This window comes from Endozoicomonas sp. PH6C (assembly GCF_059322965.1).
The window spans coordinates 6,937,154-6,960,285 of the sequence record NZ_CP185342.1 but is presented as its reverse complement, the minus strand read 5'-3'; the positions used below and the strand labels follow the sequence as shown (position 1 = coordinate 6,960,285).

Genomic DNA, 23,132 nt, shown 5'->3' with positions numbered 1-23,132 from the left:
TCAATTCCAGGGAACTAAAAGCCATTGTAACTGTCAAATACTATTATCCTGCTTTCTAATTGCCGTAATGAGCATGTCAAGGAAACGAACAGTAATAGCTGGTATTGCGAGGAGCACCAACGCCACGTTGGTACACAGATTGCCGAACAATAGCGTGGTTACAAGGCTCGATTGCTATATCCAGTTATTTTATACACAAGAAAAGGAGATAATTCTTATGGATACTATTAAATCAACCAATTCTCAGTTCGTCTTGGATGAAACTGCTCGAAAAAGGATGACAAATTCTACAGACGATCATTCACAGAGCGGTAAAATCTCTAAAAAAATGCCAGAATCTAAAGTTTTACCCTTCAAAAATGAGCAGTTAGTTCCAAATACTAAACCAGAAGGTATGACTTCATCAAAGCCTTATGCAGAAACAGGCTTAGAAAGGAAGGTGGATATGCTGGACTTATCCTTGGCAGATACCCGACTGGCCAAGCTGCAAAGTTCAAGTGCTGCATGCATGCCTGCAGAAGAGATTGTTAAAATACCGGCTACCGGGCTTGATTATAGACCCCATTCTGAAAGCAATAACACCGAAACAATAAGGCCTTGGTTTGATTGTTTCGGGCAAATCTATGAATCTTTGCAAAAAAATGACCATCCAACACTTGAGAAACAATTATATGCACTTAGAGAAGATGAGATCAAAAGCCTTTTGATGGCTGAGGCCCCTAGATCTTTTCTAACTAAACATTATACCCAGAATCACGCCAGTTTACTTTTGCAAGCAGCCAGGGAATCCGAGGCAAACAAAGTTTTTTTCAAGTGTTTATTTGACCGGCTGAGTACGGAAGAATTGCGGATTATGCTTTTAAAGTCTGTCGATAATGGTCTGACACTATTGCATTATGCCAGCTCCGTTATAGAAGAGTCACTATTCAAGCAGCTGGAGCAGAAATTAGGTAGGGAAACACTTCTGGAAATGGTAACCCTTAAGGTAAATAATCATGCTCCTCCTATTGCATATGCCTGCCTTTATAATCAAAGTACATATCTGTTTTATACCGCTCTCACACAAAACAGGGAATTGATAGAAAAACTCCTGAAGGGTGGTCCCGATATTGATGAAAGCTTGTTACAGTTCATGTTTGTTAATTTTGGGAATTACGTGCTAGGAAAGGCTCTAAGTAATAAGAAATACTGGGAGCGTTTAAATTATCTGTCAGATTTTCTGCGTGATCAAGATTTTTTGGATGCGCTCAGATTTGCCGGCAAAAACAATGAGTCTGTTTTTCTGACGGCCTGTAAAAACGTACACTGCTGGGAATTTTTAAAATTAATTGCGGCAAAACTTAGTGATAACAAGCTTTTTGAACTTTGTAAATGGGAAGTGGAAACGGGCAAGTCACTGTTGCACAAGTGCTTTGAAATAAATCATTCAGTTACTGTTATGCGTATTGTCAAGTTAATCCAATCTGCATTATTGAGATTTAAAGTATTGTCTTTGCCCAATGCAAAAGGCGATTCCGTATTTCAACAGCTGTTAGTCCACGATAAATTTTTTCACAGTAATGAGGTGAAAGACACATTACGTGATATGCATTCCAGCGAACGGAATCAACTGGTTATTGGTGATGCAAATATTTGGGAGCAATCTGCCGTGAGTAGCGATCGAGCGCTCAGACAGCAAGAGCGAAATCCAATAGTAGTTGCCTTGAACAAAAAAAATATGTCTCTGGCTGAATATCTCTGGACACAGATTACTGACCCGCAATTACGAATTAAACTCTTACTTTACAGGTCAAAACACCAAAAAAACCTGTTCCAGCACATTTTGGAAAAAGGAGTTAGTCTGCAATGGTTCAACAAAATGCTGACAGATACCGACAGCGGAACCGAACGGGATCTACTCGCGGCTGAATTATATAAGCTTGCATTAAAAGCTGATCGCATGAAAGATGCCTCTTATTACCAAAGCCAAATCAGCGATTCACAATTAACAAAGGATGTGTCTGAAGATCATTATAAATATTTTTTAGCTAACCTCTACAAGCAGGGTAAGAAGCTTACAGAAGCTGATTTCAGCAAAACAACCCCATCTCAATGTACAGACGCTATTACATATATATTTGAACATAGCTTCTATACAAAAAAATACCCCAGGGAAAATCATTTGCCGTTACTTATGGTACAGGAGAATAGGGGTGATAAAGATGCTTTTGTCAAGTGGGCTTTAAGTCCGTTGAACGGAAAGCAAAGCCCATTGATTCAGATCCTGGAACGGTTTACTACTGCTTGTCTTGCGATCAATAGCCCTGATAAAAGTTATCTTTGGGGGGAGCTTTTTTTAGAAAGTAAAAGTGCCAAAAAAGAAATCATGTTGAGTAGGCCGATATTTCAGAAGATCATTAAAATGATGACACTGGAGCAGATAAGAGAGTGGCTTTTGCCTGAACTGGGTGGGAGTAATAATTTATACTTGCTTGTTTATAAAGATATCCTTGAGCCAATCGTGGAAAGACCGGAAGGTTCAGGCAAAGCCTTTCTTGAAAAAACAGACCCGAAGACTGGTGAAAATTTATTGCATATTATTTTCAGGAGCAATCTTATTAGTGAAAATCACGTAGATAAGAAAAATATGATTGATACAGTTGAATGGCTGGATAAAATCTATGGATTAACCTCGTTTTTGCAAAGTCATTCGGAAAACGATGGCTCAACCCCTTTACATGTACTCTTGGATGCAGAAGGAGGAATACGTCGCTCGAGGGCTGGATCAACACAAAAAAATATTCTGCAGCACCTATGCCGGACAAAAACAGATCGCATTGATCTGGTTGAGTTGCTCAAACTAAAAGACAACAATGGCTGCACACCTCTGCACAAATTATTTTCCTTTTATAGAATAAATTATGAAATCGTTGATCTGTTAATTGATGAACTTGGTCTTGGAACATTTCGTGAGTTAGTGAATATCAAAGACAATCAAGATGAACCTGCTATAGATGTTGTCAAGTTTGAAAAAAAATTGAACTCTAATCCAAATTACGCCGTTCTGTTTAAAAATTGAGACTCATCGTCAATTGTATCGGTGGGAGAAAAGTCAGCTAATACTAACCCGCCGGCAGTAGAAGCCAGGTCAGGGCTGATATACATAATCACCGGCCTGACCACCGCTGGTGTAGACAGCCGGTGAAGTATGCTGATCCATGAACAGCACACTCAGTACGATATAACAGCCTCTTTCTCAATACTCTCGGTTACTGAGAGTCATGAATCAAAAGAGGCGACATCTATCCTGACACGGGGGGTATGTGATTTACCAAACTTTAATGTCCACCGACAACAACAAAACGGGCAACAACCCAGACTACTCCACCGTCACAGACTTGGCCAGGTTACGAGGCTGATCAACATCTGTTCCCTTGATAATGGCCACGTAGTAAGACAACAGTTGCAGAGGTACAGTGTAGAGAATGGGCGCAACGACTTCCGGTGCTGTCTCTAATGGCAATACCTTAATTCCGTCGCCTGCCACCAGACGGGCATGGCGGTCTGCAAAGACAAACAGCTGGCCACCTCTGGCGCGTACTTCTTCCATATTGGATTTCAGCTTTTCCAACAGGTCGTTGTTGGGTGCCACCACAATTACGGGCATATCGTTATCAATCAGAGCCAATGGACCGTGTTTCAATTCACCCGCCGCATAGGCTTCTGCATGGATGTAGGAGATTTCTTTCAGCTTCAGCGCACCTTCCATGGCAATCGGGTATTGAGTGCCGCGCCCCAGGAAAAGGCTGTGATGTTTGTCGGCAAAATCTTCAGCGACCGCTTCAATTTCACTGCTCATTTCCAGCGTACTGCTGATGATATGAGGCAATTCTCTCAGGGCTTTGACGACTTCAGCCTCCTGTTCTTCGGTCATTCCGGTGTGGCGACCAATGGCCGTTACCAGCATCAGTAGGGCGGCCAGCTGAGTCGTGAAGGCTTTGGTTGAGGCGACGCCGATCTCAGCTCCGGCCCGGGTCATCAAGGCCATATCAGATTCACGAACCATGGACGAACCCGGAACATTACAAATACTCAGGGAAGCCATGTAACCCATCTCTTTAGCCAGTTTCAGAGCTGCCAGAGTATCGGCCGTTTCTCCTGACTGGGAAAGTGTGACGAACAGACAGTCTTCAGGCACAAAGAATTTGCGATAGCGGAACTCTGAGGCAATTTCTACACGACAGGGGATTCCGGCCAGCTCCTCAAACCAGTAACGGGCTACCATGCCGGCATGGTAACTGGTGCCACAGGCAACAATCTGGATAGCTTTGGTTTTATTGAGGAGTTCGATACCGTTTTTACCCAGTATGTCGAGGTTCAACTTTGTCTCACCCAGTCGGCCTTCCAGTGTGTTGGCAATGGCATCGGGTTGCTCATGAATTTCTTTGAGCATGTAGTGCCGGTATGGCCCCTTGTCACCGGCATCGTGCTCAAGATTACTTTCTCTGGCGGCACGGGTAATGCTTTTGCCATCCGTATCAAAGACAGACACCTCTGTACGGGTCACTTCAGCCACATCACCTTCTTCCAGGAAAATAAAACGACGAGTCACCGGAAACAGCGCCAACTGATCGGAGGCAATGAAGTTTTCACCCAGTCCCAGGCCAATGACCAGTGGGCTGCCAGAACGGGCAACCACCAGCCGCTCCGGGTCTTTGCGATCCATAACGACCATGCCATAAGCACCTTCCAGCCGGGGCACAGCTGCCTGAACGGCGGCGATCAGGCTGTCAGTACTTTTCAGTTCGTGGCTGACCAGATGGGCAATAACTTCTGTGTCTGTGTCAGAGACAAAGGTGTAGCCCTCTTGCTCCAGATAGTTCCTCAGTAACTCGTGGTTCTCAATAATACCGTTATGAACCACAGCGATATCTTCGCCAGAGACATGGGGATGAGCGTTGCGCTCATTGGGCTCTCCATGGGTCGCCCAGCGTGTATGCGCAATACCTGTGCCACCAGGCACCTGAGACTCATTGATCGCTTCGCTCAATTCGGAGACCTTTCCGGTTCTGCGAAGTCGTTGAAGTTCACCACTGGCAGCGATGATGGCGACACCTGCAGAGTCATACCCGCGATATTCCAGACGACGTAAACCTTCTAACAGAATGGGCGCCACATCCCTCTGCGCTACAGCACCGACAATGCCACACATAATTTTCTACCTTTGATTTGTGTTCTGCCTGATATTCAGTTCTTTTTGGTGGGACGCTGCCAGCCGTCAATGTTTTTCTGACGACTCCGGGCTACCCCAAGCTGGTCTTCGTCCAGGTTCCGGGTAATCACTGAACCCGCCGCTGTAGTGGCACCTTTACCAACAGTAACCGGTGCAACCAGTGAACTGTTGGTACCGATGAAAGCATTATTTTCAATGACGGTTTTGTGTTTGTTAATCCCATCATAGTTACAGGTCACGGTACCCGCTCCGACGTTGACACCCGCACCTATTTCAGCGTCGCCTATATAGGTCAGATGATTGACCTTGCTGCCCTCACCGATGGATGCCTTTTTGATTTCGACAAAGTTGCCCACTTTGGCATTTTCTGCCAGTTGAGTACCCGGACGCAGTCGTGCAAAAGGACCTACTTCACAGTGAGCGGCTACCTCTGCATCCTCAAGAATCGAGTGCGCTTTGATGACAGCACCTTCACCAATTCTGGAATTGCGGATGATACAGCCAGCCTCAATGACTACGTTATCGGCAATCTCGACTTCTCCTTCCAGAATCACGTTGACATCCAGCAGGATATCCTTGCCGGTTTTGACATCACCACGAATATCCAGCCGGGCAGGATCAATAATGGTGACACCGCTGGTCATCATGGCGGTAGCCAGCTGTTGCTGGAAAGCCCGCTCCAGTTCTGTCAGCTGAACCCGGCTGTTGACTCCCTCGACTTCGGTAGCCTTTTGCGGTTGAACGTGCACCACGGGGGTCTCTTCAGACACGGCTTTAGACACGACATCCGTCAAATAATATTCCTGCTGGGCATTATTGTTATCCAGCCCCATGACCCACTCACCCAACTTGCTGCCGGGAATGGCCATGATACCGGTATTCACCTCGTTTATAGCCAGCTGTTCAGGCGTTGCGTCTTTATCTTCAACAATAGCCAGCACACTGCCAGCATCATCCCGGACAATACGACCATAGCCTGATGGGTTAGCCAGATTGATGGTCAGCAGACCCAGACGCTCACCGTTACTGGCGGCCAGCAGGGATTGCAGCGTAGAGGAATGTATCAGCGGCACATCACCATAGAGCACCAGCACGACATCAGCACCTTCGCAACCTGGTACAACCTGCTGAACAGCATGACCTGTCCCAAGCTGCTCTGTTTGCTCAACCCAATTCAGGTCATAGTGTCCCAGGGCACTTTTTACCTTGTCTGCACCGTGACCAATCACGACATGAATTTCACCCTTGCCAATCACTTGCTGGGTTTGCAGGGCACTGAGAATGACATGCTCCAGCATCGGTTTACCGGCAATGGGATGAAGAACCTTGGGAAGGTTAGATTTCATACGGCTGCCTTGACCAGCAGCAAGAATGACGATATCAGCTCTCATGATTAGCTCTTAACAATAGTCTCTTGATCATTCAGAGTTCTCTCTGCGTTACCTGCCGGGGAAAAAATAAAAAGCAAAAAACCATGGCAAAACGACATGGTTCACCGCCCCCGGAAAAATCTTTGAATCTCTTAGCCTGAGCTCATTACTTTTCAATGAACGCATGAAGACAGCAGTCAGGGCAAATAACAGCAGGAAACATCAGAAACAGGTGCCCTTTTCCTACAACCCATGTCATAAGAAAAAGTGACACTTTTCTGCGGTATTCAATTTAGCTTATCCTATACAGACTGAAACACAACTGTGTTTGTCATTGGAAAATTGACAATATGAACCTGGACACATTGAAACAGCTGGGGCTCGACCAGAAGGAAATCAAGCTTTATCTGGCCCTGTTGAAGCTGGGAACCGCCTCTATCCGTGATATTGCGGCCGAAGCGGATATTAATCGCGGCACCACTTATGAGACCCTGAAAGGCCTGGCGGGTAAGGGTATTGTCAGTTACTTCCCGAAAGGAAAAAGACGGGTTTTCTGTGCAGAGCCTCCTGAAAAGCTGCTGGATCTGGCAGAAGAGAAAAAGCAGTCTCTGGAACAGAGCATTGAAGAGATGAAACAAAAGCTGATCCCGCAACTGAATCAGCTTAAACCTGACTTCAATACCGGAAACGTCCGCTTTTATGAGGGAGACAGCGGTATCGAGTTCGTTCTAAAGGACATACTGAACACGGTCGCCAAAAAAAATGATAAAAACTACTCCATTTTCTCATCCAAACCGATCCGGCAGCATCTCTATCGCCCATTTCCAAACTATACCCAGCAGCGTATCCGCAAGGGTATTAATGTCCGGGTCATTGCCATTGGTGAAGGTGGCGAGGATGCCGAGCTTTCTGAGCGCAAATGGATCAATGCCACCGGTAAAATTGATGCCAGCTATATTGCTATTTACCCCCCAAAAGTCGCCATGATCTCCCTGGCCTCGATGGACTACCCCGTTGCTGTTGTGATCGACTCTATTGAGATCGCCAACACTCAGCAAATCATCTTTGATACGCTGTGGAACACTTTGTAAAGGTATGGAAAACATTAATATCTGGGCTTCTGTATGGCAGTTCCACTGCCTGTTAGTCTACCTGACAGCCCTGTCAGTGTAATTCTCCACCCCATCAGAATCCTTATGATGCTCACGAAACCCAGCTCACCAGCGGGGTCATATATCAAGGAGGAATGACTATGATAACATCGGGAGAAATTTTAAAAGGGATCTGTATTCTTACATCCAGACTCGCCGGTGTGCCCGGCAGAGTAATTGGCCATTTTGGTGGACGCGCTGTGGGTGCCGTGGGTGGTTCTGCTATCGTTGGCGGAGCCAAGCTCTCCAACACGTTGTTCAGAACAGCTTTTGAGCCCCAGTCTGTCAATCAATACTCTGAAGAATCGGCTGAGCGCGCCAGAGTATTGGGTGGTTTCGCCTCCAAGACAATCGTTGCCCTTTCTACGGGCCCGATGCTGGCTATACCCACTGCTCTGGGCATTGTTTTTGATCTGGAGAATACAATTAAGGCAATAACGCGTTGCAGCGAACATCAGGCTTTCCTGGCTGGCATACCAGCCGTAGGTGAGGATGTGCATCCATTGGCGACTTAAACCAGAGCCTGGATGAATTGTTAACAAACCATCAGTAGCCACACGGTTGCTGATGGTTTTTTATGGAACACGGACTGGAACAACGAGAATCAGTCTCCCAACAGCACAGAGTCCAGAGCCAACACAATCATTTCGTTCAAGGATATCTGCCTGTCCTCGGGAGACATGGCCTCACCCTTGCGAATGTGATCGCTGACAGTGCAGATAGCCAGACCTTTGGCACCGTACTCAGCACATACGCCATAAAGGCCTGCGGTTTCCATTTCAACACCCAGAATGCCGTGCTTTTCCATGATGTCGAATATATGTGTCTCCGGGCTGTAGAAAAGATCCGAAGTGAAAATGTTGCCTACTTTTACCGGCATTTTTTTGTCACGGGCACTCTTAACCGCATTCTCCAGCAGGCCAAAGTCTGCAATAGCTGCAAAGTCATGGTTATTAAAGCGGATACGGTTCACTTTGGAATCGGTGCACGCCCCCATACCAATCACTATGTCGCGCAGCTTCACATCGGCAGAGATAGCACCACAGGAACCAATACGAATCAGCTTGTCTACACCGTACTCAGTAATCAGTTCCTTGTAGTAGATGGAGGCCGAAGGAATGCCCATCCCGGAACCCATCACGGATACACGACGACCTTTATATGCTCCGGTGTAACCAAACATATTACGGACGTCGTTTACCAGTTCAGCACCTTCCAGAAAGTTCTCGGCAATATACCTGGCACGCAGTGGGTCACCGGGCATCAGGCAGACGTCGGCAAAAGCACCGGGTTTGGCATGAATATGAGGGGTCATTTTATTCCTCTTGAGGGCTTTTCAAAAAGCGGGCCATGGGGCAGCATGGTATCTGTTAACAGTCAGCTCTGTTTATGGCAGAAAGCTGGTCCCGTAATCCATGGACTCCAGATCAAAGAAACTGGCCAGACTCTGACCGATATCTGCGAAGGTTTCCCGTTCACCCAGAGAAACCGGTGGAACCTTTTTGCCATAGACCAGTACCGGTATGTGTTCCCTGGTATGGTCGGTACCGTGCCAGGTGGGATCGCAGCCATGGTCAGCACTGATGATCAGCACATCGTCTTTTTGCATGGCGTTGAGCAGTCTCGGTATCATAGCGTCCAGCTCCTCCAGGGCCCGGGCATAACCCGCCACATCACGACGATGGCCAAAGGATGAATCAAAATCGACGAAGTTGGTGAAGATCAGGGAGCGATCTCCGGCTGACTCCAGCGCCTGCATAGTGGTTTCAAACAAAGCAGGAATGCCGGTCGCTTTCAAGGTTCTGGTAATGCCCTGATGGGCGAAGATATCCGCTATCTTTCCGACACTGACCACTTCGCCACCGCTGCCCACCAGCTTATCCAGCAGCGTGGGAGCCGGGGGCAGAACCGAGTAGTCCCGACGATTTCCTGTTCTCTGGAAGTCACCGGCATCATCACCTGTGAAGGGACGGGCAATGACACGGCCAATATTGTAAGGGTCGAGCAGCTCACGGGCGATTTTGCAGACTTCATAGAGTCTTTCCAGACCAAAAGTCTCTTCATGGCAGGCAATCTGAAAAACGCTGTCAGTCGATGTATAAACAATAGGCTTGCCAGTGCGCATGTGTTCTTCACCAAGAATTTCCAGAATGGTAGTTCCTGAGGCGTGACAATTACCAATAACACCGGGCAGGCTGGCTTTCTCGACCAGTTGATCCAGCAGCGCCTGTGGAAAGCTGTTTTCCACGTCTTTGAAGTAACCCCAGTCAAACAACACCGGAGCGCCCATCATTTCCCAATGGCCACTGGGAGTATCCTTGCCACTGGAAATTTCCCTGGCGTAACCGTGGGCACCGATCAGCTTTACATTGGTGTTCATGCCAGCGGGAAAAGCTCCTGAGGAATCTTTAGCCGCGTGCAACAGACCAAGACTGGCCAGCATTGGCAATTCAAGTATACCCCGTCGACCAATGTCTGCCTCGCCCTGTGCGCAGGTCCTGGCGATGTGGCCAATCGTATTGGAGCCTGCATCACCAAACTGATCGGCATCAGCACTGGCGCCAATCCCGAACGAATCCATCACCAGGACAATTGCTCGTTTCATATGAGATACCTTACCAACTCCTTGCGAGTCCCCTAATTATTACTCAGAAAAATACAGAGCAGCACAGTGATTAGTACCTAATCCATTGAAGGTCAGGAAATTAACTGAGCTGTATGCACTTTCATACGCTACTGCAATTCGGGGACTACTCTATCAGGACATTCAGAAACTTCGGAAGGCACTGGAGCAAAACAACCGCAGTCATTTGACAATACCCCTCCTCGTGACTCACGCAGAAATGGGTGTCATGAGGAGCATCATGAGGAGCATCATGAGGAGCACGAAGCCCTGCGCTCCCGGTAACTTCCGGAAAACCGAGTTGGCTGGACGATCAGGCCGGGGCCGCCTGTCGGTTAAAATTGAGCACTGCTGCGATTCGTAGACTACTTTATCAGGGGCATCCATAAACTAAAGAAGGCAGATGTTGATGAGTAACTCCATTTCTCGATTTCCCGAAACAGGAAAACAATCGGTACATTTCCGTCCTGACAGGGCTAGTCAGTGGGTTGCTGCTGTCCTTGGCCTCATCACTATGGCCTGCCCATGTTCAAAACTGCTGGCAGACAGTCCTCTACCAACGCCGGGGGGGGAGATATCTGTTGGCCATAAAACGACAAAAGATTCCAGCTTGCTGGACAACTACATTAACCATTACTCAATTTTGGGGGAAGTCCCTCCAGCTGCTCTCAGCACGGATATGACCCATCTTGTCTTTGCCATGAACTATGAAAATGAGCAAGACGAAAAAAAAGATGAGAACTCATTAGAGCCGGAGGCAGCTGCAGCACCGCAACAGCAGTCATTAATCGAGATTGCACTCCCGCTAATGAGCCCTTCCCAAGTTTCCAACATTATTCAAGGTATGAATACAGGCCTTAATGTCAACACCGTGAACGTTATGCTGGAGGGCATCCCGGAGACCCCTCCCGTTCACGGCCAGACAATTGCGAACATGATTCAGCATTTGATAGAAACACTCAGTATAAATGTCAACGAAGTCCAGAATGGTTTGATTAGCGCTCTGTATGATATCCATGGCAGCGAATCTCCTGTTGATTTAACCAAACCACAACAGCAACAGAGCCTCGCGATGTTGATAGTGAGTTACTATACAGCCCTTAATTCAAATGGAACATCTCCTCAAACCACTCAGGCTTTTTTTAGCTCATTTTTGCTTCACGCTGTCGGCTTGTCCTGTATCGGGAGACTCCATGCCAAAAAAGAAGACCTTTTAGGTTCAAAAGAACCCATAGAGGATTCCGAAGTTTTAAAAGCAAATGTTAAAGAATCCGGCTCAGTCTTTTCTACCCTTAAATTATTGGAAGAAGCGCGCCGTGATTTTTTGCTACAACTCGATAATTACGCAGAGGTTGAAAAAACTGACGCACTTCTTGATCCAAAGCTCACAGCCGCTACCAGTCTACTCAACTATCGTGTTGATAAGAACGGGATACCGCTTTATAAACGTAATAAAAAATCACACGAGCGAATGTTGAAACTAATAGGGGTACATGGTGAAAGCAACCCTGAGCTGGTTGCCTGGAACAGTCAGTTTATGACTTTGATTCACACTATAAGCATGCTTCTTGATCCTTTCGTTATCCAATTCACAGGTTCGCATGTTGACAACCTGTCGCATTATTTTTCTGCACTAAATTGGGATCATCTTATTACTGACTCTGAAGGCAAAGAGCGGAGCATATTTGAAGTATTCAAAGAGGTAGTAGGCGACGCAAAAAATAACCCTGGAAATGAAAGGCCTGAATTATTTAAAAAATTACTTCACGCCCTGAGAGAATACATAGAAAAGCAATTACAAAAAACGTTCACTGAAAATGATTACAAAGTCGTAATGGTAACTCTCGGCACAGGATTTGCCGACCTTCTGGAACAATCAAATGATATGTTGGAAATATTTGATAAGCAGATTGATGGAGCCAAAGATGACAAGGCAGCAGAAGGACAAGAAGGACAGAAGCTCAGCGAAGTAGAGAAGAAGAGGAAACATTTGGGGCAAAGGATTAACTACTTGCAAGATTTCGTCATTTGGCTCAGATCTAACTATGATTTTGACATGACGTTGCCTTATGACTCTCACAGCAATAACTCCCATGTTGGAGACTCTGAGAGTAATGATGCTGACAGAAGTAGTAATGATGCCGACGGAAGCAGTAATGATGCTGACGGAAGCAGTAATGATGCTGATAAAAGTAGTAATGGTGATGAAAGAGCCAGTCTTGAAGGAAGTTAAGCTCTAATCCTCATACTGACCGAGTGCCACCAGGCTTCCCAGCGTTCTGCCAGCTCCGAAGTGGCTGCGGTTTCGGTCGGTAAATTTCTGCCATGCCAGTGGCAATGGCTTGTTGTTTTTCAGCATTTTTGCTAATCGCCTCACCCACGGAATTCGAGCCTGCGGCCTGGCCGCCTTGTCTTATGCAAAAGTCTTGATGAACAGCCATTGAATCACAAAGCCCTATGCAGCCTGTCGGACTTAAGCGTCCGTAGCGAGGATTGCAAGAAATTGAGGATAAAAATCTCTGTTTCTGAGGAGAATAGCGAGCTATTTGACGAAGAAACAGAGATTTTTAGACCAATTTATTGCAACCGCAGTAGGACAGTCTTAAGTCCGACAGGCTGCTATGTCTTCATAATTCCTTGTATCTGCAAAACGGAGCTGGCTGTTCAGTATTGGACTATCGTACCCTTGAAATTGTGCACTGCTGCTATCCGTGGACTATTTTGTCAGAGCATACATTATCTGAAGAAGAAAAATGTTGATGGTTAACTCGATTTCGCGATTACCTGAAACGGCAAAACAATCGACAATTTTCCGTCGTGACAAGGCTAATCAGTCGGTTGCTGCTTCCATTGGCCTCATCATTATGGTCTTCTCCTATTCAAAACTGATGGCAGAAAATACTTTATCAACGACAGTGGAGGAGAGATTTTTTGAAGATAAAAGCACAAAATCGTCTGGCTTTCTGGATCACCTGATTAACCATAATGCCTACATGGGAAGAATCACTCCCTTTGTTCTCAATCCAAATTCGACCCATCTTATCTTTGCCATGAACCATGAAAATGAACGAGACCAAAAAAAGGATGAGCATTCAGAAGAAGCCGGAGCACAGCAACCACAGCCTTTAATGCACATTCCGCTCCCGCTAATAAACCATGCACAAATTACTACTATGATTCAGGTCCTGAATTCAGACCTTGATGAAGACTCCCTGCCTCCCCTGAACACTATGTTGAGCTACGTACCGGTAACACTCCCCAATGAGAACCTGACCCTTGCAAGCATGATTCAAAAAATCACACAAACACTCAACATTTTGCCTAACTATAACCAGGATGAGGTAATAAATGCTCTATATTCTATCCAAAGCACCCAATCTCCTGTTGATATAACCAAACTACAACAACAACAGAGCCTCGCGATGTTGATGGTCGCTTACTATACGGCCATCAATTCAAGTGGAGCTAACCGTCAGGAAGCTCATGTTTTTTTTAACTCATTCCTGCTTCACGCTGCTTGCTTGTCTGGTATTGAGAGACTTTATACCAAAAAAGATGACCTTTTAGGCACAAAAAAACCCATAGAAGATCACGAAGTCTTAAACGGGAATATTAAAGAATCTGCTTCAGTCTTCACTGCTCTGAAATCACTGGAAAAAATGCGCCTTGCGTTTTCGCAAGAATTGGAGGATTCCTTAGAAGCTGATGAACCCGGGACATCAGTTAATCCACTGCTGATAGCCGCTTTCTCACTGCTCAATCATGCAGTTAATATAAATGAAATGTTTATCTGTGAGCGTAATATAAGATCGTATAAACGAATGTTAAGGCTGATAAGAGAATATGATAAAAAAAAACCTGAATTAATTACCTCGAATAATCAAATCCTGTGTTTCATTCATGCCATAAGCCTGACTCTTGATCCTTTCGATATACAATCTGCAAGTGAATATGTTGACAGCCTGACGAGTTTTCTCAGTAACTCTAATAGGAATCAAACCATTACTGAGTCTGCAAGCAAAGAAGGCAAAGAGCAGACATTGTTTAAAATATTCAAAAAGGTACTATCCGACGCAAAAGACAACCCGGGGAATGAAAACCCCGCATTATTTAAAGACTTGCTTCTGGTCGTAGCAGAATACATATCGCAACAATCACAAAATACCTTTATTGATCCAAATGATTACCAGGCCATGATGGTAACCCTCGGAACAGGATTTGAGGACCTGCTGGAACAATCACACAAGATGTTGCTATTTTTTGAGGCAACTATTGTCACCGATGCCAATGAACAGGCTAATGCAGCCAAATATAACGGGGCAGCAAAGGCACAAAAGGGAAATGAACTCTGCGAAGAAGAGAAGAAGTTAAAACACCTGAAAGAACGGATAAATTACTTGGATAATTTCGTTGATTGGTTCAGGCTTAACTATGATTTTATCATGAAGACCCCTTATAGCTCTGACAGTAGTGATACTGACAGTAGTGATACTGAAATTCTTGATACTGAAAGTAGTGATGCCGACAAAGCAAGTCTTGACGGCGTTTAATTTTTTATTCATCTTCCCTGCTTTCAGACCGAGTGCCACCATCAGGTTTCCCGGAGAATGTTCGACTCGGAAGCGGTATTGGTTTCAGGCGGTCATTCCATGCTCAGGCACAAACCTATATTGAAGACGGCGTGACCGGATCTGACCTGTTCGTAAAATTGAGTACTGCTGCAATCCATGGACTACTTTATCAGGGCACTTATAAAATAGAGAAGGCCGATGTTGATGAGTCACTCCGTTTCTCGATTACCTGAGACAGTAAAGCGATTGATACTTTTCCGTCGTGACAACACCAATCAGTGGGTTGCAGCTACCCTCAGCCTCGTCGCTATGGCTTGCCCCTGTTCAAAATTGCTGGCAGGAAATCCTTTTTCTACACCGGTGGAGGAGAAATTTATTATAGGAAAAATGACAAAAGAGTCTGGCTTCCTGGAGGATTTGATTAACCATAATACTTATATAGGGAAAAACCCTCCTTCTGCTCTCAGCCCGAATACGACTCATCTTATCTTCGCCATGAATCATGAAAATCAGCAAGGTGAAAAAATGGATGAGGATTCAGAAGCATCGGAGGGAGCTGGAGCACAACAACCGCAGCATTTAATGCAGATACCTCTCCCACCAATGACCCTTGCAGAAGTCGCTACTATTATCGAGGGCTTGAATACAGGCTTTAATCAAGCCACCCTAAACACTATGTTGAGCTATGTTCCGGCGACCCCTCCCAATGGGGACCTGACAATTCTAATTATGTTGCAGCAATTGATAAAAACTCTCAACATTACGGTTCAGGATAACCAGAATGTCATGGTAACTGTTCTATCTTCTATCCAGGGTACCACATCACCTGTCGATATCACCAAACCACAAGATCGACGGAGACTCGCGACGTTGATGCTGGCTTACTATACAGCTATCCATTCAAATGGAGCATCCCCACGAGCAGCTGATGTTTTTTTTAACTCATTCCTGCTTCACGCCACTCAGTTGTCTGGTATCGAAAGACTTGATGCCAAAAAAGGTGATCTATTAGGTACAGATGAGCCAATAGAAGCTCACGAAATTTTAAAAGCCAAACTCAAAGAGTCTGCTTCAATTTTCTCTGCACTGGTGGCACTGGAAGAGATGCGCTTTGATTTTTTGGAACAAATGGAGAACCCTCTGGAAGCTGATAGATTCGGAACATCAGCCGACGATTTACAGCTAATAGCTGCTTCCAGTCTACTCAACTATGACGTTAATGAGAACGAAGAATCACTTTATGAGTGCCATATAAATTCAGCAGAACGAATGTTGATGTTAATAAAGGAATATGGTGAAAATAAACCTGAACTGGTTGCCTTGAATAGTCAGTTCATTAATTTGCTTAATGCCATAAGACTGACTCTTGATCCTTTCACTTTACAATCTGCAACTGCACTTATTCACAATATATCGAGTTATCTTAGTAAATCAAAGTCGTATCAAACCTCTACTGAGGTTAGAGGCATAATGAGCAAAGAACAGAAATTATTTGAAATATTCAGAAATATATTAACCGACGCAAAAGACAATCCGGGCAATGAGAATCCTGAATTATTTAAAGAATTGTTTGTAGCCATAAAAAAATACATATCACATCAATTGAAAAACATGTTTGCTGATGAAAATGATTACCAAGTCATAATGGTAACCCTCGGCACAGGATTTGCGGACCTGCTGGGTCATGCACGCATGAAGCTGTCAATGCTTGAGCCAACTATTGACACCAATGCCAATGAACAGGCTGATGATGCCGTGCATAGAGGAGCAGCAAAGGGGAAAAAAGGCATAGAGCTCAACAAAGATGGGAAGACGAGAAAACACCTGAAAGAACGCATAGATTACTTTATTGATTTTGTCGATTGGTTCAGGTTTTACTACGACTTTGCCATGAAGAATCCTTATGATTCTGATACCAGTGACTCTGAAAAAAGTGACTCTCAAAGCGATGACTCTGAAATCAAGATTTTGAGAGTGGTAACGCCTCACTAAGTACCTGGCCGGGAGTAGCGCCCGTCTGAGCGACCCCGTCTGGGCGACCCCGTCTCGGCGACCCCGTCTTGGCAACCCCGTCTCGGCGACCCCTTAGCGAGGACGGCAGAAAATTGAGGATGAAGGTGCAGGAACCAGATCAACGCAGGAGCAGTTGCCACGTTCCGGGGAAGGTACTTAAAATTTGGCACAGAAGCGATCCTTAGACTACTTTTTCAAGTCATTAATAAACTGGTGAAATCAGATGTTGATGAGCAACTCAATTTCTCGATTACCTGGATCAGCAAAGCGATCGATATTTTTCCACCCAGACAAGACTAATCACTCAATTACCGCGTTCCTGGGCCTCATCATTATGACTTGCTCCTGTTCAAAACTGCTGGCAGAAAGTACATTATTAACGACAGTAGACGACAGATTTATCGAAGACAAAACAACAAAATCCTTTGGCTTCCTGGATGACTTGATTAACCATAATGCTTACATAGGAAAAATCCCTCCATCTGTTCTAAATCCGAATTCGACCCAGCTTATCTTTGCCATGAACTATGCAAATGAGCGAGCCGAAGGAATGGATGAGCATTCAGAAGAATTAGAGGGGGCTGTAGCGTCGCAGCCGCAGCCTTTAATGCATATTCCCCTTCCGCCCATGACCCATGCTCAAATTACTGCCATTATCGAAGGTTTAAATGAAGGCCTTGAAGAAGGCACTCTGAACACTATCTTGAGCTACGTCCCGACAACCCTCCCCAATGAGAGTCTGACCATTGTAAGCATGATTCGGCAAGTGATAAAAAGCCTCAATGTAATAATGACCGACGACCAGAATGTGATGATAAAAGTTCTGACTCACATCCTGGGTACCGAATCTTCTGTCGATATCACCAAACCAGAAGATCAAAAGAGTCTCGCGATGTTGTTGGTGAGTTACTATACTGCCATCCATTCAAATGGGGCATCTCCTCAGGCGGCTTATTTCTTCTTTTACTCATTCCTGCTTCACGCCGCTGGCTTGTCTGGTATAAGAAGTCTCCATGCCAGAATAGGTGACCTTTTAGGTGCAGAAAAACCAATACTGGGCCACAAAGCTTTACAAGAAAATGCTAAAGAATCTGCCAAGTTCCTGGTTGGCCTGGAGGTGCTGGATGAAATGCACCTTCAGTTTTTGCAACATATGAAGGATCTCTCAGAAGCTGAAATATCCTGGACATCAATCGATTCAGTGCTAATAGCCGCGTCCACTTTGCTGAACTATGACGTTAATAAGATCGAAATCCCCATTTATTGGCGTAATGTCAAATCAGCCAGACGCATGTACAGTCTGGTAAAAGAATATTACAAAAAAAGACCTGAATTAGTTGCCTCAAATAGCCAATTTGTGAGTCTCATTGATGCCATAAACCTGATTCTTGATCCTTTCCTTATACAATCCGCATATGAACATGTTGGCAAGATTTCGAGTTATTTTAGTCAATCAAACTGGGGGCAGACCATTACTGATTCCAGAGGCAAAGAACAGGAATTATTTCAAATATTCGAAAAAGTATTAGCCGACGCAAAAAACAACCCGGAAAATCAAAGTCCTGATTTATTTCAAGAATTGCTTCTGGCCATTGAAAAATACATGGCGCAACAATTACAAAAAACGTTCGTGGATCAAAATGATTACCTGGTTATATTGGCAACCCTCTGCACAGGATTTGAAGATCTACTGGAACAGTCAGACAAGATACTGGAATTTCTTGAGGCGACTATTGTCATCAATGCCAATCAGCAGACTAATGAAGCTAAGTATGACAAAGCACTAAAGAGACAAGAAGAACTCAGCAAACAAGAGTGGCAGAGAAAACACCTGAAAGAAAGGATATTATTCTTACAGGATTTCGTTGAGTTGCTCTGGTCTAAATATGAATCTGTTATCATTACTCCCAATGACTACGACAGCAGTGACTACGAAAATAATAACTATAGCAATATTGACTATGCCAGTATTGACTACGGCAGTAGTGACTCTGAAAGCAGTGATACTGAAAACAGTCACGCTGAAAATAGTGATACCGACATTGAGGCTTCTGAAAGAAATGATGCTGACAGTAGTGATGCTAACTTAGGTGATGATGAAAGTAGTGATGCTGACAGAAGCGGTCTTGAGAGACTTGACGGATTTTATTTTTAATTTTCTTCCTGTTCTTTAAAACCGATTGCTACCAGAAACCTTCCCAGCAAATTGCTGGCTCCCAGGTGCAGGTGGTATAGATCCGTTCCTGCCTCATAAGCTCAGTGGCAATCGTCAGGTGTCCTGCGGCGTCCCGGCCCGTGAGTTTAAATCCTACGCTCTCTTTGCCACTGTCACAAATCGCTTCCAGTATGATGCAGACAGATTAAGGTTTGACATTCACAGGCACTCAAATTGAGTACTGCTGCAATCCATAGACTACTTTATCAGGGCATTCATTACCCAAAGAAGGCAGAGGTTGATGAGTAACTCCACTTCTCGATTACCCAAAACAACAAAACAATCGATATTCTTCCATCGTGGCAGGGCCTATCGGTCGGTTGTTGCTTGCCTTGGCTTTATCTTTATGGTCTACCCCTATTCAAAACTGCTGGCAGTACATACTTTATTGACACCAGTGGATGAGAGATTTGTTAGAGAAAAAACGACAAAAGCGTCAAATTACCTGAACGATTTGATTAACCATAACGCTTATTTAGGAAGCACCACTCCTTTTTTTCTCAATCCGGATACCACCCAACTCATCTTTGCAATGAACCATGAAAATGAGCAAGTCGAAATAACGGATGAGCATTCAGAAGAATCGGAGGGAGCTGGAGCACTGCAGCCGCAGCCTTTAATGGAAATTCCGCTGCCACCAATGACCCATGCACAAATTACCGACATAATCCAAACGTTGAATACAAGCACTGAAGAACGCAGGCAAATCATGAACGCTATGTTGAGCTACCTACCGATAACACCTCCCAATGAGAGCCTGACCGTTGCAGACATGATTGAGCACGTGACAAAAGCTCTCGGTGTTGTGCCGGACCCTAACCAGGATGACATAATAGAAGTTCTATATTCTATCCAGGGCACTCAATCACCTGTCGATATTACCAAGCCAGTAGACAAATTCAGGCTCGCGATATTGTTGGTGACTTATTATACCGCCATCAATTCAAATGCAGTTTCCCCTAAAGTGGCTAACATTTTTTTTAACTCATTCCTGCTTCACGCTGCCGCCCTGTCCGGTATCGAGAAACTCGATGCCATAAAAGGTGATCTTTTAGGTATAAAAGAACCCATAAAAGATTACGAAGTTTTAAAAGCAAATGTTAAAGAGTCAGCTTCGATCTTCATTGGCAAGGGAGTGCTGGAAGGAATGCGCTTTGATTTTTTGCAACAATTGAAAGATAACTCAAAAATTGTAGAATTCGAGACACCAGCCAGTTACCTGCTATTAGTTGCTTCTACTCTGCTCAACTATGGCATGATTGATAACGGAATGCCGGTTTATCAGCGTAATATGATATCAGCTATCCGGATGTTAAGACTGATCGTAGAATATGGTGAAAAAAAACCCGAATTAGTTGCCTCTAATAGTCAGTTCATCAATTTTATTAATGCCATAAGCCTGATGCTTGATCCTTACGTTATACAATCTGCAAGTGAATGTATTAACAACATGACGGATTATTTCTACCAGTCAAACTGGGATCAAACCATTACCGACAATGAAGGCAAAGAACAACAATTATTTGAAATATTCAAAAAGATCCTAAGCGACGCTAAAGACAACCGGAGTTTTTCAAGATAGTTGTCCCGAAAACTGAATTTTAGGCTGCCTTTTTCTCGTTAATTCTTGCTTCAGACAACCGCTCAGGATTCAGTGCAACCGCACCTACAGGCTCCCAGTTTCTGATAACTCCTGACCAGCGCGTTGGATTAGCTTCTCGCGCTTTGGTATACACCTGTTTCCGGTGATTCAGGATTTCCTGATCTCTTTTCTCATGCCGTTGCGCAGGTGTCACAAAGCGGATTGAGCTATGGCGGTGTTCATTGTTATAAAAGCGCTCAAACTTCAGCATCCACTGTCGACTGTGTTCTAACGTCAGAAAACCTTGAGATGGCCACTGAGGACAGTACTTCACCGTTTTAAAGATCGATTCTGCAAATGCGTTATCATTACTCACCCTTGGGCGACTATGAGAGGGAATAATGCCCAATTCCTCAAGCTTGGCCTTAAAGGTACTCGACGTCATTGGAGCCCCATTGTCTGAGTGCAGTACAAGCGGTGTTTTAGTGCATTTTTCAGCCACCATTGTCCGGTTAATCAGTTCACTGGCTAACTCACCAGACTCACGGCTATGAATCTCCCAACCAACAATCTTACGACTGTAAACGTCCAGTATCAGGTAGAGGTACCAGAACTGGCCGCGTACCCTGGAAGGTATGTAACTGATGTCCCAACACCAGACCTGGTTAGGGCCAGTAGCAACATAGGTTGTCGGCTTGTTGCTTTTCGATCGCTTTCTTGAACGACCGCGGTGGTGCAACTGACCATACTTTTTCAACACACGGTAAAAGCTAGATTCAGAAGCAACGTATACTCCCTTGTCTGCAAGGGCTGGCACGATCTGCGATGGTGGCAGGCTCGCATACTCATCTTCATTACTGATAGTCAGAATACGTTGCTCCTCTTCCTCAGTCAGTTTGTTAGAGGGTACCGGGCGCAAGGCATCCGGGCGTTTGTCCGTTAACACTGCACCATTGTCATCGCGCCAGCGATTCAGTGTTTTCAGGGATATTTCCAATTGTTCAGCAGCCTTCCAGCGAGAAGCGCCGTTTGCTATAGCCTCATCAAACCATGTCAGCAGTTGGCGGCGCTTATCGACAGGTGTCAGTTGTCCTCGCTGTCTATCCCGTAGAAGGCATCGAGCTTTTTTGATAGCACCAGCAGGGCTGCAGCTTCTGCCAACGCCTTGTCTTTACGGCGAAGCTCTTTTTCAAGGCTCTGATTGCGCTTACGCTCTTGTTTTAATTGCTTGCTTTCCTGGTCTGCACGCTGAGAAGCCTGAACAGCACCTGAAATACAAGCGTGCTTCCACTCCTTGACTTGTTGAGGATAAAGCCCTTTTTTACGGCAGTATTCACTTAACTCTGTTTCTGACAAAGCAGCGGTTTCGACGACCACGGCAAACTTGCTTTCAGCAGACCATTGTTCTGATTTTTGTTCGTTCCCTGGCACAGGTAATCCTTTGTCCCGTAGTTTTTTACGCCAATTATACAGGGTTTGTTCGCTGATACCTTCCTCTCTGGCAACATCCGGCACAGAGCGATTGTGTGGTGGTAACAGTTTTTTCAAAACAGCTGATTTACGTTCCTCTGAAAAACGAGGCATATTCAACGTCCATCGCCCACTGTCTAGCTTTTATTGGTTAATCAGTGAGCGGGACAACTATCCTGACACAGCGGGCAACCCGGGAAATGAAAATCCTGAATTATTTCAAGAATTGCTTCTGGCCATAGAAAAATACATAGAACAAAAATTACAAAAAACGTTTACTGATCAAAATGATTACCAGGTCATAATGGTAACGCTCTGCACAGGATTTGACCACCTTCTGGTACAATCAAACAGAATGGTGACATGCCTTGAGTGCAATATTTTCATCAATGCTAATCGGCATAATGATGAATGCAACCATGGCAAGGCAGCAACAGAACAAAAAGAGAGGCAAAAGAAACACCTGGAAGAGCGGATATCATACTTGCGAGATTTCGTCGATATGCTCAGGTCTAAGTATGATTTTGCTATGAAGACCCCTCTTAACTCTTACAGCAATGACTCTGACAGCAATGATTCTGGCAGCAATGATTCTGACAGTGATGACTCTGACAGTAATGATTCTCACATCAGTGAATCTGACAGAAGTGACTCTGGCAGAACTGACTCTGGCATAAGTGTCCCGGGTAGTAGCGACTCTGAAAGTTGTGATGCGGTCATGGATGACCCTGAAAGTAGTGATGCTGAGAGAGGTGCTCTTGAAAGTCTTGACGAAGTTTATTTTTAATCTTCTTCTCTGTTCTTTCAGACCAAGTGCTAATGGCCTTATGGACTGCAGCTTCCAGCATTATCCAGGTAGATTGAGGTGTAGCATTAAAAAGTGCTCAAGTTGGCCAATTCTGCATTCCGTGGACTACTTTATCAG

The 23,132-nt window shown here is 45.0% G+C and carries 15 protein-coding genes; 10 read left to right on the top strand and 5 right to left on the bottom strand.

The features are described 5' to 3' along the window. Nucleotides 1-217: 217 nt before the first annotated feature. Nucleotides 218-3,058, top strand: coding sequence for a hypothetical protein (locus ACOMG9_RS24860; RefSeq protein WP_448215049.1), 2,841 nt, complete (start codon nt 218-220; stop codon nt 3,056-3,058). A gap of 300 nt (nt 3,059-3,358) precedes the next feature. Here ACOMG9_RS24860 and glmS read toward each other — a convergent pair whose 3' ends face one another. After that, on the bottom strand, nt 3,359-5,191 hold the full coding sequence (glmS, locus tag ACOMG9_RS24855; protein ID WP_422411270.1) for a glutamine--fructose-6-phosphate transaminase (isomerizing): 1,833 nt from the start codon (nt 5,189-5,191) through the stop codon (nt 3,359-3,361). Between the two features lie 35 nt (nt 5,192-5,226). After that, nucleotides 5,227-6,603, bottom strand: coding sequence for a bifunctional UDP-N-acetylglucosamine diphosphorylase/glucosamine-1-phosphate N-acetyltransferase GlmU (gene glmU, locus ACOMG9_RS24850; RefSeq protein ID WP_448215050.1), 1,377 nt, complete (start codon nt 6,601-6,603; stop codon nt 5,227-5,229). A gap of 329 nt (nt 6,604-6,932) precedes the next feature. Between glmU and ACOMG9_RS24845 the strand changes: the two genes are divergently transcribed. Both ACOMG9_RS24845 and ACOMG9_RS24840 read left to right on the top strand, forming a co-directional pair. Next, nucleotides 6,933-7,673: a TrmB family transcriptional regulator gene (locus ACOMG9_RS24845; protein WP_422139362.1), complete on the top strand. Its 741-nt coding sequence runs from the start codon at nt 6,933-6,935 to the stop codon at nt 7,671-7,673. 161 nt (nt 7,674-7,834) lie between these two features. Then, nucleotides 7,835-8,248, top strand: a complete 414-nt coding sequence (locus ACOMG9_RS24840) for a hypothetical protein (RefSeq protein WP_448215051.1) — start codon at nt 7,835-7,837, stop codon at nt 8,246-8,248. Between the two features lie 89 nt (nt 8,249-8,337). On the opposite strand, the gene deoD is transcribed toward ACOMG9_RS24840, so the two are convergent. Together deoD and ACOMG9_RS24830 are read right to left on the bottom strand one after the other, a co-directional pair. After that, nucleotides 8,338-9,048 (bottom strand): purine-nucleoside phosphorylase, encoded by a 711-nt coding sequence (gene deoD, locus ACOMG9_RS24835; protein WP_422136001.1) that lies wholly within the window; start codon nt 9,046-9,048, stop codon nt 8,338-8,340. A 72-nt stretch (nt 9,049-9,120) separates the two neighbouring features. Then, the gene (locus ACOMG9_RS24830; RefSeq protein ID WP_422136002.1) at nt 9,121-10,338 is read right to left on the bottom strand and encodes a phosphopentomutase; all 1,218 of its coding nucleotides are present in this window, start codon (nt 10,336-10,338) and stop codon (nt 9,121-9,123) included. Nucleotides 10,339-10,765: 427 nt separating this feature from the next. On the opposite strand from ACOMG9_RS24830, the gene ACOMG9_RS24825 reads away from it, so the two are divergent. The 6 genes from ACOMG9_RS24825 (at nt 10,766) to ACOMG9_RS24800 (ending at nt 20,737) form a co-directional block, all read left to right on the top strand. Beyond that, nucleotides 10,766-12,589, top strand: coding sequence for a hypothetical protein (locus ACOMG9_RS24825; protein WP_448215052.1), 1,824 nt, complete (start codon nt 10,766-10,768; stop codon nt 12,587-12,589). Nucleotides 12,590-13,115: 526 nt separating this feature from the next. Further along, the gene (locus tag ACOMG9_RS24820; protein WP_448215053.1) at nt 13,116-14,906 is read left to right on the top strand and encodes a hypothetical protein; all 1,791 of its coding nucleotides are present in this window, start codon (nt 13,116-13,118) and stop codon (nt 14,904-14,906) included. A 32-nt stretch (nt 14,907-14,938) separates the two neighbouring features. Further along, the gene (locus ACOMG9_RS24815; protein WP_422136005.1) at nt 14,939-15,160 is read left to right on the top strand and encodes a hypothetical protein; all 222 of its coding nucleotides are present in this window, start codon (nt 14,939-14,941) and stop codon (nt 15,158-15,160) included. After that, nucleotides 15,132-16,919 (top strand): hypothetical protein, encoded by a 1,788-nt coding sequence (locus tag ACOMG9_RS24810; RefSeq protein ID WP_448215054.1) that lies wholly within the window; start codon nt 15,132-15,134, stop codon nt 16,917-16,919. The genes ACOMG9_RS24815 and ACOMG9_RS24810 overlap by 29 nt, the downstream gene beginning before the upstream one ends. Nucleotides 16,920-17,274: 355 nt before the next feature. Further along, nucleotides 17,275-19,095 (top strand): hypothetical protein, encoded by a 1,821-nt coding sequence (locus tag ACOMG9_RS24805; protein WP_448215055.1) that lies wholly within the window; start codon nt 17,275-17,277, stop codon nt 19,093-19,095. A gap of 301 nt (nt 19,096-19,396) precedes the next feature. After that, nucleotides 19,397-20,737 carry a hypothetical protein gene (locus tag ACOMG9_RS24800; RefSeq protein ID WP_494529565.1) on the top strand — a complete coding sequence of 447 codons (1,341 nt, stop codon included), beginning with the start codon at nt 19,397-19,399 and terminating at the stop codon, nt 20,735-20,737. Nucleotides 20,738-20,756: 19 nt separating this feature from the next. Here the strand turns inward: ACOMG9_RS24800 and ACOMG9_RS24795 are convergent. Further along, nucleotides 20,757-22,321, bottom strand: a protein-coding gene (locus tag ACOMG9_RS24795) for an IS3 family transposase (RefSeq protein WP_448215008.1) whose coding sequence is annotated in 2 segments (ribosomal slippage) — nt 20,757-21,868 and nt 21,868-22,321 — 1,566 coding nt in all. Because the reading frame shifts where the segments join, the coding sequence is not laid out codon by codon here. Between the two features lie 112 nt (nt 22,322-22,433). Between ACOMG9_RS24795 and ACOMG9_RS24790 the strand changes: the two genes are divergently transcribed. Further along, complete coding sequence (locus tag ACOMG9_RS24790) at nt 22,434-22,994, top strand: hypothetical protein (protein WP_494529564.1); 561 nt, start codon at nt 22,434-22,436, stop codon at nt 22,992-22,994. Nucleotides 22,995-23,132: the final 138 nt, after the last annotated feature.

Coding starts and splice junctions, on each gene's coding strand:
- ACOMG9_RS24825 (WP_448215052.1), top strand. CDS start 10,766: ATGAGTAACTCCATTTCTCGATTTCCCGAAACAGGAAAACAATCGGTA.
- ACOMG9_RS24860 (WP_448215049.1), top strand. CDS start 218: ATGGATACTATTAAATCAACCAATTCTCAGTTCGTCTTGGATGAAACT.
- ACOMG9_RS24840 (WP_448215051.1), top strand. CDS start 7,835: ATGATAACATCGGGAGAAATTTTAAAAGGGATCTGTATTCTTACATCC.
- glmU (WP_448215050.1), bottom strand. CDS start 6,603: ATGAGAGCTGATATCGTCATTCTTGCTGCTGGTCAAGGCAGCCGTATG.
- ACOMG9_RS24805 (WP_448215055.1), top strand. CDS start 17,275: ATGACTTGCTCCTGTTCAAAACTGCTGGCAGAAAGTACATTATTAACG.
- ACOMG9_RS24830 (WP_422136002.1), bottom strand. CDS start 10,338: ATGAAACGAGCAATTGTCCTGGTGATGGATTCGTTCGGGATTGGCGCC.
- ACOMG9_RS24800 (WP_494529565.1), top strand. CDS start 19,397: ATGAGTAACTCCACTTCTCGATTACCCAAAACAACAAAACAATCGATA.
- glmS (WP_422411270.1), bottom strand. CDS start 5,191: ATGTGTGGCATTGTCGGTGCTGTAGCGCAGAGGGATGTGGCGCCCATT.
- ACOMG9_RS24820 (WP_448215053.1), top strand. CDS start 13,116: ATGGTTAACTCGATTTCGCGATTACCTGAAACGGCAAAACAATCGACA.
- ACOMG9_RS24810 (WP_448215054.1), top strand. CDS start 15,132: ATGAGTCACTCCGTTTCTCGATTACCTGAGACAGTAAAGCGATTGATA.
- ACOMG9_RS24845 (WP_422139362.1), top strand. CDS start 6,933: ATGAACCTGGACACATTGAAACAGCTGGGGCTCGACCAGAAGGAAATC.
- deoD (WP_422136001.1), bottom strand. CDS start 9,048: ATGACCCCTCATATTCATGCCAAACCCGGTGCTTTTGCCGACGTCTGC.